This window comes from Chromobacterium subtsugae (genome assembly GCF_035919665.1).
Taxonomy (GTDB): domain Bacteria; phylum Pseudomonadota; class Gammaproteobacteria; order Burkholderiales; family Chromobacteriaceae; genus Chromobacterium; species Chromobacterium subtsugae.
The window spans coordinates 2,517,008-2,530,589 of the sequence record NZ_CP142381.1; the positions used below are offsets into that span (position 1 = coordinate 2,517,008).

At 66.2% G+C, this 13,582-nt stretch carries 14 protein-coding genes; 7 read left to right on the forward strand and 7 right to left on the reverse strand.

Features of this window, described 5'->3' with window-relative positions; translation table 11 throughout:
* The first annotated feature begins 31 nt into the window (after window positions 1-31).
* From U6115_RS12160 to U6115_RS12190, 7 genes are all read left to right on the forward strand, one after another.
* The gene (locus U6115_RS12160) at window positions 32-1,366 is read left to right on the forward strand and encodes a glutamine synthetase family protein (protein ID WP_043572479.1); all 1,335 of its coding nucleotides are present in this window, start codon (window positions 32-34) and stop codon (window positions 1,364-1,366) included.
* Between the two features lie 124 nt (window positions 1,367-1,490).
* Entirely contained in the window at window positions 1,491-2,870 is a 1,380-nt protein-coding gene (locus tag U6115_RS12165) for an aspartate aminotransferase family protein (RefSeq protein WP_043572477.1), read from the forward strand.
* A 174-nt stretch (window positions 2,871-3,044) separates the two neighbouring features.
* A complete protein-coding gene (gene motA, locus U6115_RS12170) occupies window positions 3,045-3,902 on the forward strand; it encodes a flagellar motor stator protein MotA (protein WP_043572474.1) in 858 nt (285 codons plus the stop codon).
* 18 nt (window positions 3,903-3,920) lie between these two features.
* Entirely contained in the window at window positions 3,921-4,835 is a 915-nt protein-coding gene (gene motB, locus U6115_RS12175; RefSeq protein WP_043572471.1) for a flagellar motor protein MotB, read from the forward strand.
* Between the two features lie 13 nt (window positions 4,836-4,848).
* Complete coding sequence (locus U6115_RS12180; RefSeq protein WP_043572469.1) at window positions 4,849-5,589, forward strand: class I SAM-dependent methyltransferase; 741 nt, start codon at window positions 4,849-4,851, stop codon at window positions 5,587-5,589.
* On the forward strand, window positions 5,576-6,901 hold the full coding sequence (locus U6115_RS12185) for an HDOD domain-containing protein (protein ID WP_043572467.1): 1,326 nt from the start codon (window positions 5,576-5,578) through the stop codon (window positions 6,899-6,901). Before U6115_RS12180 ends, U6115_RS12185 begins: the two co-directional genes overlap by 14 nt.
* A gap of 65 nt (window positions 6,902-6,966) precedes the next feature.
* The gene (locus U6115_RS12190) at window positions 6,967-7,758 is read left to right on the forward strand and encodes a TrmH family RNA methyltransferase (protein WP_043572463.1); all 792 of its coding nucleotides are present in this window, start codon (window positions 6,967-6,969) and stop codon (window positions 7,756-7,758) included.
* 58 nt (window positions 7,759-7,816) lie between these two features.
* Here the strand turns inward: U6115_RS12190 and U6115_RS12195 are convergent, their stop codons facing one another.
* The 7 genes from U6115_RS12195 to U6115_RS12225 are packed head-to-tail and all read right to left on the reverse strand — an operon-like array spanning window position 7,817 to window position 13,578.
* A complete protein-coding gene (locus U6115_RS12195) occupies window positions 7,817-8,251 on the reverse strand; it encodes a hypothetical protein (RefSeq protein WP_043572460.1) in 435 nt (144 codons plus the stop codon).
* Window positions 8,252-8,307: 56 nt separating this feature from the next.
* Window positions 8,308-9,540: a beta-ketoacyl-ACP synthase gene (locus U6115_RS12200; protein ID WP_043572457.1), complete on the reverse strand. Its 1,233-nt coding sequence runs from the start codon at window positions 9,538-9,540 to the stop codon at window positions 8,308-8,310.
* Window positions 9,537-10,268, reverse strand: a complete 732-nt coding sequence (fabG, locus tag U6115_RS12205) for a 3-oxoacyl-ACP reductase FabG (RefSeq protein WP_043572455.1) — start codon at window positions 10,266-10,268, stop codon at window positions 9,537-9,539. The genes U6115_RS12200 and fabG overlap by 4 nt, the downstream gene beginning before the upstream one ends.
* Complete coding sequence (locus U6115_RS12210) at window positions 10,265-10,723, reverse strand: ApeP family dehydratase (protein ID WP_043572453.1); 459 nt, start codon at window positions 10,721-10,723, stop codon at window positions 10,265-10,267. The genes fabG and U6115_RS12210 overlap by 4 nt, the downstream gene beginning before the upstream one ends.
* Window positions 10,720-11,907, reverse strand: a complete 1,188-nt coding sequence (locus tag U6115_RS12215; RefSeq protein WP_043572451.1) for a beta-ketoacyl-ACP synthase — start codon at window positions 11,905-11,907, stop codon at window positions 10,720-10,722. Before U6115_RS12215 ends, U6115_RS12210 begins: the two co-directional genes overlap by 4 nt.
* Before the next feature lie 10 nt (window positions 11,908-11,917).
* Window positions 11,918-12,487: a DUF3261 domain-containing protein gene (locus tag U6115_RS12220; protein ID WP_047237254.1), complete on the reverse strand. Its 570-nt coding sequence runs from the start codon at window positions 12,485-12,487 to the stop codon at window positions 11,918-11,920.
* The gene (locus U6115_RS12225; RefSeq protein WP_043572449.1) at window positions 12,484-13,578 is read right to left on the reverse strand and encodes a class I SAM-dependent methyltransferase; all 1,095 of its coding nucleotides are present in this window, start codon (window positions 13,576-13,578) and stop codon (window positions 12,484-12,486) included. Before U6115_RS12225 ends, U6115_RS12220 begins: the two co-directional genes overlap by 4 nt.
* Window positions 13,579-13,582 lie beyond the last annotated feature (4 nt).

The following is a 13,582-nucleotide window of genomic DNA, read 5'->3' on the forward strand; positions in this document are numbered from 1 at the left end:
CAGCGGCCGGGGAGTCAACTGAGGAAGCGTTATGAATCACCAGATCAATGAATGGCTGCGAGAGCATCGCATCACCGAAGTGGAGTGCATCGTGCCGGACATGACCGGCGTGGCGCGCGGCAAGATCGTGCCGAAGGACAAGTTCGTCTCCGACCCGGAAATGCGGCTGCCCGAGGCGGTGCTGATCCAGACCGTCACCGGCGACTATCCCGACGACAGCCTGCTGGACCTGACCGACCCGGACATGGTGCTGGAGCCCGATCCGAACACGCTGCGCTACGTGCCGTGGGCGGTGGACCCTACGGCGCAGTTGATCTACGACTGCTGCCGCGCCGACGGCACGCCGGTGGACGTGGCGCCGCGCAATGTGCTCAAGCGCGTGCTGCGGCTGTTCGACGACATGGGCCTGGAGCCGGTGCTGGCGCCGGAGATGGAGTTCTACCTGCTGTCGCCCAATCCCGACCCTGACATTCCGCTGGCGGCGCCGGTGGGCCGCACCGGCCGGGCCGAATTCGGCCGCCGCTCCTATTCCATCGACGCGGTCAACGAGTTCGACCCGCTGTTCGAGGACATCTACGACTACTGCCACGCGCAGAACCTGGAAGTGGACACGCTGATCCACGAAATCGGCACCGCGCAGATGGAGATCAACTTCCTGCACGGCAATCCGCTGGAATTGGCCGACCAGGTATTCCTGTTCAAGCGCACCGTGCGCGAGGCGGCCTTCCGCCACAATATGTACGCCACCTTCATGGCCAAGCCTATGGAAAACGAACCGGGCAGCGCCATGCATATCCACCAGAGCCTGGTGGACAAGAACACCGGCCGCAACGTGTTCACCAACGAGGACGGCAGTCCGTCTGAGATTTTTTTCGGCTTCATCGCCGGCCTGCAGAAATACATTCCGCAGACCATGCCGCTGTTCGCCCCCTATGTGAACTCATTCCGTCGTTTGTCTCGCTACACCGCGGCGCCGACCAACGTCGAATGGGGTTACGACAACCGAACCGTCGGCCTGCGCGTGCCGCACTCGTCGCCGGCCGCGCGCCGGGTGGAAAACCGGGTGCCGGGCGTGGACGTCAATCCCTACATCGCGATGGCCGCCACGCTGGCCTGCGGCTACCTGGGCATGGTGAACAAGCTGCAGCCCAGCGAACCGCGCCAGACCGACGCCTACGAACTGCCTTACCAGTTTCCCAATAGTTCGGAGGAGTCGCTGCAGCGACTGGCCGGCTGCAAGGAGATTGCCGAAGTGCTGGGGCCGCGCTTCGTCAAGATGTACGTGGCGATGAAGGAAAAAGAGTTTTCCGAGTATTTCCGCGTGATCAGCCCGTGGGAGCGCAAGTTCCTGCTGTTGCACGTCTAGTGCGCGAAGCGCGCGCGCGGGTAGAATCGCCGAGACAGACAGGACATTCGAATAAATCGACGCCGCAGGCGCAGGAGGGGCGGGCAGCGGCCCGCCCCGTCGGAGAAAACTGGAAGGAAGTGTTATGCAGAAGCAACGTACCACCAGCCAATGGCGCGAACTGGATGCCGCCCACCATCTGCATCCGTTTACCGATACCGCATCGCTGAACCAGCAGGGCGCGCGCGTGATGACGCGCGGCGAGGGGGTGTATCTGTGGGATTCGGACGGCAACAAGATCATCGACGGCATGGCCGGCCTGTGGTGTGTCAATGTGGGCTATGGCCGCCATGATTTTGCCGAGGCGGCGCGCCGCCAGATGGAAGAGCTGCCTTTCTACAATACCTTCTTCAAGACTACCCACCCGGCGGTGGTGGAGCTGTCCAGCCTGCTGGCGGAAGTGACCCCTGCCGGTTTCGAGCGCGTGTTCTACACCAACTCCGGCTCCGAATCGGTGGACACCATGATACGCATGGTGCGCCGCTACTGGGACGTGAAGGGCAAGCCGCAGAAGAAGACGCTGATCGGCCGCTGGAACGGCTACCACGGCTCCACCATCGGCGGCGCCAGCCTGGGCGGGATGAAATACATGCACGAGCAGGGCGACCTGCCGATTCCCGGCATGGCGCACATCGAGCAGCCGTGGTGGTACAAGCACGGCAAGGACATGACGCCGGACGAGTTCGGCCTGGTGGCGGCGCGCTGGCTGGAGGAGAAAATCCTGGAAATCGGCGCCGACAAGGTCGCGGCCTTCGTCGGCGAGCCGATCCAGGGCGCCGGCGGCGTCATCATCCCGCCGGCCACCTACTGGCCTGAGATCGAGCGAATCTGCCGCAAGCACGACGTGCTGCTGGTGGCGGACGAAGTGATCTGCGGCTTCGGCCGCACTGGCGAGTGGTTCGGCCATCAGCAGCTGGGTTTTCAGCCTGACATCTTCACCACCGCCAAGGGCCTGTCTTCCGGCTACCTGCCGATAGGCGCGGTGTTCATCGGCCAGCGCGTGGCGGAGGGGCTGATCGAGGGCGGCGACTTCAACCACGGCTTCACCTATTCAGGCCACCCGGTGTGCGCGGCGGTGGCGCACGCCAACGTCACGGCGCTGCGCGACGAAGGCATCGTCCAGCGCGTCAAGGACGACATCGGTCCTTACATGCAGCAGCGCTGGCGCGAAACCTTCAGCCGCTTCGAGCATGTCGACGACGTGCGCGGCGTCGGCCTGATCCAGGCCTTCACGCTGGTGAAGAACAAGGCCACGCGCGAACTGTTCTCCGATTTCGGCGAGGTCGGCACGCTGTGCCGCGACATCTTCTTCCGCAACAACCTGATCATGCGCGCCTGCGGCGACCATATCGTGTCGGCGCCGCCGCTGGTGATCAGCCGGTCCGAGGTGGACGAGATGCTGGCGGTGGCGTCGCGCTGCCTGGAGGAGTTCGAGCAGACGATCAAGGCGCGCGGCTTGGTGTAAGCGGCTATGCTGGCTGGGGAGGCGGTAATTTTGTCTCCTCAGCAAGTTTTACAGCTGATGAAGCGGGTTGGTACAATTCCACCCGCTTTTTCTATTATTTCTATAATGAATTGCAAAAAGGCATGCTGTAATACAAGTAACGGCATAGGGCAACATCAAAACAGGACTTGACGCATGTTCGTCGGAATCGGGTATCTCATCATCCTAGGCTCGGTGCTAGGGGGCTTCATCGCAGCAGGGGGGCATGTCGCGGCCCTGATGCAACCGTTGGAAGTGGTGATGATCGCGGGCGCCGCCATCGGCGCCTTTGTCGTCGCCAACGGCGGCGCGCCGCTGAAAGCCACCATGAAGACGCTGCCCACGGTATTCAAGGGCAGCCCGTACGGCAAGGCCTTCTACATGGATCTTTTCTCGCTGCTGTTCGAGATCCTGACCAAGGTGCGCAAGGAAGGCCTGATGTCGATCGAGGCCGACGTCGAAAATCCGGAAGCCAGCCCGGTGTTCTCCAAATATCCGTCGGTGATGCACGACCACCATGTGGTCGAATTCATTTGCGACTATCTGCGGCTGATGGTGGGCGGCAACCTCAACGCCTTCGAGATCGAAAACCTGATGGACGTGGAAATCGAGACCCACCACCATGAGGGCGAAGTGCCGGTCAGCGCGGTGAAGGGTCTGGCGGACGGCCTGCCGGCCTTCGGTATCGTGGCCGCGGTGATGGGCGTGGTGCACACCATGGAGTCGGTGGGCGCGCCGCCGTCGGAGCTGGGCATGCTGATCGCCCACGCGCTGGTGGGCACCTTCCTTGGTATTTTGCTGGCCTATGGTTTTGTCGGCCCGCTGGGCACCATTCTGGAGCACAAGCTGGGCGAGGGCACCCGGGTCTACCAGACCATCAAGGTGACGCTGCTGGCCAGCCTGAACGGCTACGCGCCGCAGGTGGCGGTGGAGTTCGGCCGCAAGGCGCTGTCGTCGATGGACCGTCCTTCGTTCAAGGAACTGGAAGACCACGTCAAGCAGGCCAAGAAATAAGGCGGACGGGAGATCACCATGGCTGACGAATCGCAACGCCCCATTATCGTCAAACGCATCAAGAAAGGCGGCCACGGCCATCATGGCGGCGCCTGGAAGATCGCCTATGCCGACTTCGTGACGGCGATGATGGCATTCTTCCTGCTGATGTGGCTGCTGGGCTCTGCCTCGGCAGGCACGCTGAACGGCATCTCCGAATACTTCAAGACCCCGCTGAAGGTGGCGCTGAGCGGCGGCGCCGGCGCCGGCGACGCCACCTCGGTGGTCAAGGGCGGCGGCAACGACCTGACCAAGCAGGCCGGCCAGGTGAACAAGGCCGGCGCGCGCAAGGAAGACGTCATGCAGAAGCAGCAGGAGCAGGCCAAGCTTGACCAGCTGCAGCAGAAGATCCAGCAGAACATCGAGCACAGCGAGCTGCTGAACCAGTACAAGAGCCAGTTGAAGCTGGAAATGACGCCGGAGGGCCTGAAAATCCAGATCGTCGACGAGCAGAACCGGCCGATGTTCGATTCCGGCAGCTCGCGCATGCTGCCGCACACCCGCGTGCTGCTGCAGCAGCTGGCGCCCGACTTGAACCAGTTGCCCAACCGCATCAGCATCTCCGGCCATACCGACGCCAAGCCCTTCGCCGGCGGCCAGGGCGGCTATAGCAATTGGGAACTGTCGGCCGACCGCGCCAACACAGCCCGCCGCGAGCTGATCGCCGGCGGCCTGAGCGAAAGCAAGATTTTGCGGGTGGTGGGGCTGTCGTCGGCCAACCCGCTGATCAAGAGCGATGTGTTCAGTCCGGAAAACCGCCGCATCACCATTCTGGTGCTGAACAAGGATGCCGAGCAGTCCATCCTCAACGACGGCTTCAAGCCGCAGATGAACCAGGAAGTGATCGGCGGCCCAGGCGGCGGCCAGGACGCCGCGCCGGCCGGCAATCCGTGACGCCGGCGCGGACATGAGCCGGCTGCGCCACCTGCTGTTGCAGCTCTTGGCCTGCGTCGGCGCCTGGGTGTTCATCGCGCCGGCGCAGCATCTCGCCGCCTGGGCAGTGCTGCAGGGGCTGCTGGCGGCTTTGCTGGCCATCGTTTTGCGCCAGCCGGGCTGGCAGCGGCTGGCCCACGGCTTGTTCGTTCCCGCGGCGGTGGCGATGCGCCAGGCCGGCATACCGCCCGGCTGGTATCTGCTGGCGCTGCTGCTGACGCTGGCGCTGGGGCGCAACGCGCTGGTCGAGCGGGTGCCGCTTTACCGTTCCGGCCGGCGGGTGGCCGACAGATTGGCAGGCCTGCTGGCTGCGGATGCCGCATTGCTGGAGGCTGGCTGCGGCGACGGCCGGCTGGCGCTGCAGCTGGCGCGGCTGCGGCCCGATCTGCGGCTGCGCGCGCTGGAAAACGCCGTCGGCAGCTGGCTGCTGGCCTGGCTGCGCTGGCTGCGCGCCGGCCGGCCGGCGCGGCTGGCGGTGGGTTGCCGCAGTTTCTGGAAGGAAGACTGGGGGAGCTATGACGCAATCTACGTGTTTCTTTCGCCCGAGCCCATGCCTAAGGTATGGCGCAAGTTCCTGTCCGAAGGGCGGCCGGGCAGCCTGCTCATCAGCAATACTTTCGAAGTGCCGGACATTCAGCCCGACGAGCGCATTCCGCTTGGCGGACCCTTGCAAAAAGAATTATTGATCTGGCGCCATCCAAATGGATCTCAATGACTGGGCCAAGTCCATCGGCGAAAAACGCTGGCCGATATTGCCCGATACCCTGAATCAGCTGACCGACGCCTGCGCGCGCCACAGCGACCTGATCAACTTCACCGATCTGGCCAATCTGTGCCTGTCCGACCCTTTCCTGCTGCTGGACCTGTTCCGGGTGGTGGGCAATTCGCGCGCGCTGCAGCGCAACGAGAGCATCCCGTCGGTGGAGCAGACGCTGATGCTGATGGGGCTGGAGGCGGTGGTCAACCGCTTCGGCAAGATCGTTCCGCTGGAGCCGTCTCCAGGCGTGCTCGACCCCGAGGTCTACGAGGCGGTGGGGGACTGGCTGGGCCGCAGCCGCGTGGCGGCGCTGCTGGTCAAGGAGTGGCTGTCTATCATGGGCGAATTGAAGGTCGAGGACTGTTTCGTCGCCGCGCTGCTGTACAACCTGCCGGCCTGCATCTACATGATCCAGCGCAACCAGCTGCCGGACAAGCCGCTGCTGCAGGAAGTGTCGGAGGCTTTCGACGCCGACTACGGCCAGGTGCTGGAGGCTTTCGTCAAACACATGCCGCTGCCGGGCGGCTTCAAGGCGCTGATAGGCGCGGGCGCGCCGACCAAGCGCCGCCAGTTGCTGAAGCTGGCCATCGCCACCGCCAACTCGCTGGAGCAGGGCGTGGAGCGCAGCACCTGGCTGGTGGGGGTGGACACCGCCGCCAAGATGATCAACGTGATGCCGGAGCTGGCCTATATGGCGGTGGTGCACGCGGTGCTGAACGTGGCGCGCCACCCGCATGTGATCGGCTATACCTTCCCGGCGCGCGCCCTGCTGTTGCTGCCGCCGGGGCCGCGCAAGGGCGAGATGAAGAAGGCGGCGGCGCTGTCCGGCGAAGACCAGCTGGAGCACGCGATCCGCGAATCCATCCGCTTCCTGGCCAACGACCTGAAGTTCGAGCGGGTGCTGTACTACCATTACGAGCACGACGGCCATAACCTCAAGCTGCGCTATCAGGTGGGCGTGGCCGGCGACAGCCCGCTGCGCAAGCTGCCGCTGGATCTGGAGCCGGGCAGCTTCTTCGGCGTGTTCACCAGCAAGCCGCAAAGCTTTCACGCGCCGGCCGATGTCAGGTCGCAGCTGACCAGGCGTTACGAGGACGAATTTTTCCAGCATGTCGGCGATCACGAATTCGCCTTGATGACGCTGTTCGGCGGCCACAAGCTCAGCGGCGTGTTCTATGTCGACAATGCCCGCAGCGGCCGCGGGATAGACGACGCCACCTACCACCGCTTCAAGGATCTGGTCACCCGGCTGACGCAGATGCAGCATTGATGCAAGAAGGCGGGGGGACGGGTACACTCTGCCCCTTCGCCTTCGCTCCGCCACAAGAATCGACCATGCATTACATCTCCAAGACCATCACCTCACCCCATAACGACGAAGTCAAGGCGCTGGCCAGGCTGGCGCAGCACAGCCGCGACCGCCGCAAGGAGGGCGTGATGGTGCTGGAAGGCATCCACCTGGCTGAATCCTGCCTGCAAGCTGGCGGCGCGCTGACGCGGCTGTATGTCAACGAGGAGGCTCAGGGCCATCCCGAGGTTCAGGCTTTGTTGGCGCGGCTGCCGGCTGGTTGCGCGGTGGCGACGCTGCCGGCGGCGGTGATGGCCAAGGTGACGGCCATGGCCAGCGCCGGCGAGTTGCTGGCGCTGTGCGAACGGCCGCGGCCGCCCGCGCCGCAGGCGTCCGCCGCCAGAGTGCTGCTGGAGGATATTCAGGATCCGGGCAATCTGGGCACCATTCTGCGCACCGCCGCGGCGGCGGGCGTTTACGAGGTGTTTTTGTCCAAGGGCTGCGTGGACGTGTTTTCGCCCAAGGTGCTGCGCGCCGGCATGGGCGCGCACTTCGCGCTCCGCATCCACGAGCACGCCGACCTAGCCGCCGAATTGGCCGGCTTTGGCGGGCGCAAGCTGGTCACGCATCTGGAGGGTTCCAGCTCGCTGTACGGCCATGATCTGAGCGGGGCGGTGGCTTTCGTGTTCGGCAACGAGGGGGCCGGCGTCAGCGACGAGCTGCTGGCCCTGGCGGATGCCCGCATCCGCATCCCGATGCCGGGACACGCGGAGTCCTTGAACGTGGCGATGGCGGCCACCGTTTGCCTGTTCGAGCGAGTGCGGCAGCTGGAGCAATAAGCAGCCGCCCGTTCCGGGCGGCCTTGCCGGCTTCGCGCCGCCGGCCGGCGGCATGGCCTCAGCGGCCGATCTTGGCGTAGCTGCCCTTGATCGCGGCGCCGGCGATCATCGTGCCGGAGTGGCATTCGATGGTTTCTTTATCGCGGCGCTCTTCCTTCTTGTAATAGCTGACGATGTCGACCACCGCGTTGGCGTGGCGCTTCTTGGCGGATTCCTGGAACGAGATCAGCGTGGACAGAATGGCCCAGCGGCAGGCTTGCTCGTCGGACTTGTTCAGCGCGTTGGTCTTCTGGTTGGATACATCGGAGCCCATTTTTGTCTGGATGGCGGGGGTATGCTGGCCGGCGAGGTAGAACTTGACCGAACCATCCAGTTTTTCCTGCGCTTCCGGCATGGACAGCACGTCGGCCAGCGGGATCTGCACGACGGTGTCGCGGGCCATGGCGGGGCCGGCGACCAGGGCCAGCGCCAGCAGCGGGGCGGCGAATTTCATCTTCTAATGCTCCTAGTAGTCAAGGGTGGTGCCGGCCGCGGGGCCGGCGGGAAGGTTCAGTCGCGCCAGCGGCGGAAGATCAACGAGGTGTTGATGCCGCCGAAGGCGAAGTTGTTGCTCATCACCAGCTCGGTTTGCAGCCGGCGTCCGTCGCCTGCGATGTAGTCCAGCTGCGCGCAGTTCGGGTCCACCTCGGTGAGGTTGAGCGTGGGCGCGAACCAGCCCTCGCGCATCATTTCTATCGACATCCATGCTTCCAGCGCGCCGCAAGCGCCCAGCGTGTGGCCCATATAGCTCTTCAGCGAAGAGATGGCGACTTTTTCGCCGAACACGTCGCGGGTGGCGTGCGACTCGGCCACGTCTCCCTGATCGGTGGCGGTGCCGTGCGCGTTGACGTAGGGAATGTCCGACGGCGCGAGCTGGGCGCCGTCCAGCGCCATGCGGATGGCGCCGGCCATGGTGGCGGATTGCGGATGGGTGACGTGCTTGCCGTCGCTATTGGTGCCGAAGGACAGGATTTCGGCCAGGATGTTGGCGCCCCGCGCCTTGGCGTGCTCCAGCTCCTCCAGCACCAGGCTGCAGGCGCCTTCGCCCAGCACCAGGCCGTCGCGGGCGGCGTCGAACGGGCGCGGCGTCAGCGAGGGCTGGTCGTTGTGGGCGACGCTGGTGGCGAACAGGGTGTCGAACACCGCCGCCTGGGTCGGGTCCAGCTCTTCGGCGCCGCCGGCTATCATCGCCACCTGGCGGCCGCTCTGGATTGCCTCGAAGGCGTAGCCTATGCCCTGGCTGCCCGAGGTGCAGGCGCTGGAGGTGGTGATGACGCGGCCGGTGATGCCGAAGAACACGCCGATGTTCACCGGCGCGGTGTGCGCCATCATGCGGATGTAGGTGTTGGCGTTGATGCCTTCGATGTTCTTGCTGACCAGCATGCGGCCGAAATCGCCCATATTGGCCGGGCAGCCGGACGACGATCCGTAGGAAATGCCCATGCGGCCGCTGCCCAGCAGCGGGTCGTTCAGCAGGCCGGCCTGTTCCAGCGCCATTTCGGTGGCGCGGGTGGCCATCAGCGCCACCCGGCCCATGCTGCGGGTGGTTTTGCGATTGTAGTGGGCGGGCAGCTCGAACGGCTGCACCGGCGCGCCGACCTGGGTGCCCAGGCCTTCGTACTCGCCCCAGGGCTCCATCACCTGCACCACGTTGCGGCCGGCTTGCAGCCGGGCGTACACGCTTTGCCAATCATGGCCCAGCGGGCTGAGGGCGCCCACGCCGGTAATCACGACTCGCTTCATCCCATCATCCCCCCGTTTACCGAAATCACCTGACGCGTGATGTAGGCGGCGTCCTCGCTCATCAGGAAGCTCACCGTCGCGGCCACTTCCTCCGGCTTGCCCATGCGGCGCGCCGGGATGATCTTCATCGCTTCATCCAGCACGTGCGCTTCCACCATTTCGGTGTCGATCAGGCCGGGCGCGACGCAGTTGACGGTGATGGCGCGGCTGGCCAGCTCCACCGCCAGCGCCTTGGTGGCGCCGATCACGCCGGCCTTGGCGGCGCTGTAGTTGACTTGGCCGCGGTTGCCCATCAGTGCGGATACCGAAGCCAGCGTGACGATGCGGCCCGGCTTGCGGCGGCGCACCAGCGGCATGGTCAGCGGCTGCAGCACGTTGTAGAAGCTGCCGAGATCGGTGTTGACCACCAGGTCCCAGTCTTCCGGCGGCATGGCGGCGAAGGTGTTGTCGCGGGCCAGGCCGGCGTTGCATACCACGCCGTAGTAGCAGCCGTGGGCTTCGATGTCGGCCAGCAGCGCGGCGGCGGCGGCTTGGCGGTCGGTCACATCGAACTGCAGCACGCGGGCCTGGCGGCCCAGCGCGGCGATTTCGGCGGCGACGGCGTCCGCTTCTTCGCGGCGGCTGCGGCAATGCACCACCACGTCATGGCCGTCGCGGGCCAGACGCAGGGCGATCGCGCGGCCTATGCCCCGGCTGGAGCCGGTGACCAGAATGGCATGGTCTGTCATTGCGAGGATTCCTTGATGAAATGATCGATATCGGCCGGCTCGAACACCTTGAGCTGGGCCGTGGCCAGGCGCCGGCCCTGGCTGTCGATATGACAGTCGAACTGGCACAGGCCGTTGTCGGAAATGAATTGCTGGGTCACGCTCACCTGCAGCGGCACGTCGGGCGCGAAGGACGATACCTCGGCGGTGTAGCGGCGGGTGCCCAGCAGGAAGCCCACCTTGGGCGGCCGGCCTTGGGCTTTGGCGCGCAAACCGGCCCAGACGCCTATGGTCTGCGCCATGTATTCGATGCCCACCCAGCTGCCGATTTCGCCGTCGCGGCAAAACAGCTGGTCCAGCCGCGGCGTGACTTCGGCCACCACGCTGTCGGCGTCGGCGGACAATACGCGGTCCAGCAGCGACATGTCGCCGGCGTGTGGCACCAGGGAGTCGATTTCGTACAGCTCGTCGCTCATTGCGCGGCCTCCAGGATCAGGCAGGCATTGCTGCCGCCAAAGGCGAAAGAATTGCTCAGCGCGCGGCGCGGCGGCGTGGCGGCCGCCTGGCCGGGGCGGACCAGGTTGAGGGGCCGCAGGGCCGCGTCGGGCGCGCCGTCCCAGACATGGACCGGCAGCCGCGCCGCCGGATTGCCGTGCAGGGTCAGCCAGGCGAAGGCGGCTTCCAGCGCGCCGGCGGCGCCCAGCGTATGGCCGGTCAGGCCCTTGGTCGAACTGGCCGGCACGGTGGCGCCGAACAGCTGGCTGACCGCCAGGCTTTCCATCGCGTCGTTCTGCTGGGTGGCGGTGCCGTGCAGATTGATGTAGTCGATGTCGGCCGGCGCGAGGCCGGCGCGTTCCAGCGCCTGGCGCATGGCCGCCGCGGCGCCGCGGCCGCTGGGATCGGGCGCCGAGATATGGTGCGCGTCGGCGCTTTCTCCCCAGCCGGCCAGCCGCACCGGGCCGCGTTCGCGGCTCATCAGGAACAGCGCCGCGGCCTCGCCGATGTGGATGCCGTCGCGGTTGCGGCTGAAGGGGTTGCAGCCGGTGGCGCTGACCGAATCCAGCGCGGCGAAGCCCGCCACGGTGAATTGGCACAACGAATCGGCGCCGCCGGCGATCACGGCGTCGCACTGGCCGGAACGCAACAGGCGCGCCGCGCTGGCCAGGGCCTTGGCGCCGGACGAGCAGGCGGTGGAGATCACCAGCGCCGGGCCGCCTATGCCCAGCGCGTGGCGCAGCAGGGCGGCGGGAGAGCCCAGTTCCTGCTGCAGCGGATGGAAGCCGGCGGGAAAGCGCCCGTCGCGCCGCAGCGCGGCGAAGGCGGCTTCGCTCTCGCCTATGCCGGAGGTGCTGGTGCCCAGCACCACGCCCACCCGGTCGGGGCCGAAGCGGGCGATGGCCGCGTCCACTTCGGCGCGGATATCCTCCAGCGCGGCCAGCAGCAGCGCGTTGTTGCGGCTGCGCAGCGGCAGCGGCAGCCAGTCCACGTCCGGCAGCGCCTGCTGATAGGGCGCGCTAGGCCAGACGCGGCCATCGGGCAGCGCGAGGCCGGGCCGCCGAATAGGCGCCGGCGGCGCGAACAATGCCTCGCGCAGCGCGGCGTGGCCGCGGCCGGCGCTGCACAGGGCTCCCAGATGGTTGAGATAGACGGCGTTCGTCATGGCGTCATCTTTACTGCAGTGGCGCGGAGTCTATGCTCAGGCGATAGCCTTCGCGCCGATTGATCAATTCGCTGTGGCCGGTCCAGGCCGGGTCGGCCTGGCTGTCTATCCGCACCGCTTCCTCCCCCTGCTGGCTGAGCACGCGCGTCGCGCCGCGCTGCTCCAGCGTCCAGCCTTCCGGCAGCGCCGCGCGCAAGGCCGGCAGCGGCCAGTAGGCCAGCTGGATGTCGCGCACGATGCGCGCTTCGTCGACGCTGGCGGGCAGCAAGGGGCTGCGCTGGCTTTGCAGCGTCTTGCCGTCCCAACTCAGCCGCAGGATGCGCTGTCCCAGCGCCAGGCCGGCCAATTGCAGCCGGTCGCCGTCGATTTCCAGCTGCACGTCCAGCGCCGGCGAGGGCGTGCCGTCGCGCGGGTCCAGCGGCGCCGCGCTCAGGCGCTGGGCCAGGCTCAGGCTGAGGCCCAGGCTGGCCGGCGACAGGGCGATGGCCGGCAGGCGCGGCTGCGGCGCGGGCGCGCTCTGGCAGCCGGCCAGCAGAACCAGGCACAGGCACAGGGGCAGGAGGCGGCGCAGGCGGATCATGCGCGGGCGAACTGCAGCAGAGAGTGGCAATAGCCGATGCCGTCGCGCTCTTGCACCAGTTTCAGGCCGGCGGCTTCGCACAGGCGGATGTAGTCGTCGGCGCGGTATACCTTGCTGTTGCCGCTGGCCATCGCGGTGAAGTAGGGCGAGGTGTTGATCAGGCAGTAGGCGGCGATGTCGTGCTGCTGGCGGTCCCACAACGTGTCCAGGATCATCACCCGGCCGCCGTCGGCCAGCGCGGCGGCGGCGCGGCGCAGGATGCTGGCGATCGCCTCCTCGCTGAAGCAGGACAGGAACTGGCTCATCCAGATCACGTCCATGCCGGCGGGGAAGTCCAGCGCCGGGTTCAGCATGTCTATCGGGTGCAGGTTGGCGCGCGCGCTCAGGCCTTTTTCCGCCAGCGTCTTTTCGATCACTGCCAGCTGCCCCGGCAGGTCGACCAGGTGCATCTCCACCTCGGCGTCGTGCGCCAGCGCGGCCAGCGTGAACTTGCCGGTATTGGCGCCGATGTCCATCAGCTTGCGCGGGCGCGTGGCGAACACGTCGGGCAGGATGGCCGGGAACGAGGTGTCGGAGTAGAAGTGGTCGAAGCGCAGCCAGCTTTCGCGCGCCGGCTCCGGCAGCGTGGCGAGGCCCTGGTAGATGGTGTCCCACTGGCCCAGCGCGGCCAGGCCGTGCGGTTTTTCCTCGTCCAGCGAACGCTCCAGCTCGAACAGGCCCTGGTAGCAGACGTCATGGATGAAGTCGAGGTTGATCTGGGTGATGGGGTCGGACAGCAGGCAGAAGCCGGTCTTGTCCAGCGCGTAGCGGCCCTGGCGCAACTCCACCACGCCGGCGGACAGGCAGGTTTCCAGCACCAGCTTCAGCGTGTAGACGGTGAAGTCGCCGGCGGCGGCCAGCTCGGCGATGGACAGGCCCTTCTCGCCGGCTTCGGCCAGGGCTTTCAGGATGCCGCGCTTCCAGGCGATGCGCACACATTGGAACACGACCGGGCCGAAGGCGATCTTTTGCGCTTCGAAACGCGCGTCCATCACGCTTTGGCGCGCGGGAGAGAAGCTTTTGTCTTGCAGGGTTTGAGAGCCAGTTTCCATGTCT

Coding starts and splice junctions, on each gene's coding strand:
- U6115_RS12160 (WP_043572479.1), top strand. CDS start 32: ATGAATCACCAGATCAATGAATGGCTGCGAGAGCATCGCATCACCGAA.
- U6115_RS12165 (WP_043572477.1), top strand. CDS start 1,491: ATGCAGAAGCAACGTACCACCAGCCAATGGCGCGAACTGGATGCCGCC.
- motA (WP_043572474.1), top strand. CDS start 3,045: ATGTTCGTCGGAATCGGGTATCTCATCATCCTAGGCTCGGTGCTAGGG.
- motB (WP_043572471.1), top strand. CDS start 3,921: ATGGCTGACGAATCGCAACGCCCCATTATCGTCAAACGCATCAAGAAA.
- U6115_RS12180 (WP_043572469.1), top strand. CDS start 4,849: ATGAGCCGGCTGCGCCACCTGCTGTTGCAGCTCTTGGCCTGCGTCGGC.
- U6115_RS12185 (WP_043572467.1), top strand. CDS start 5,576: ATGGATCTCAATGACTGGGCCAAGTCCATCGGCGAAAAACGCTGGCCG.
- U6115_RS12190 (WP_043572463.1), top strand. CDS start 6,967: ATGCATTACATCTCCAAGACCATCACCTCACCCCATAACGACGAAGTC.
- U6115_RS12195 (WP_043572460.1), bottom strand. CDS start 8,251: ATGAAATTCGCCGCCCCGCTGCTGGCGCTGGCCCTGGTCGCCGGCCCC.
- U6115_RS12200 (WP_043572457.1), bottom strand. CDS start 9,540: ATGAAGCGAGTCGTGATTACCGGCGTGGGCGCCCTCAGCCCGCTGGGC.
- fabG (WP_043572455.1), bottom strand. CDS start 10,268: ATGACAGACCATGCCATTCTGGTCACCGGCTCCAGCCGGGGCATAGGC.
- U6115_RS12210 (WP_043572453.1), bottom strand. CDS start 10,723: ATGAGCGACGAGCTGTACGAAATCGACTCCCTGGTGCCACACGCCGGC.
- U6115_RS12215 (WP_043572451.1), bottom strand. CDS start 11,907: ATGACGAACGCCGTCTATCTCAACCATCTGGGAGCCCTGTGCAGCGCC.
- U6115_RS12220 (WP_047237254.1), bottom strand. CDS start 12,487: ATGATCCGCCTGCGCCGCCTCCTGCCCCTGTGCCTGTGCCTGGTTCTG.
- U6115_RS12225 (WP_043572449.1), bottom strand. CDS start 13,578: ATGGAAACTGGCTCTCAAACCCTGCAAGACAAAAGCTTCTCTCCCGCG.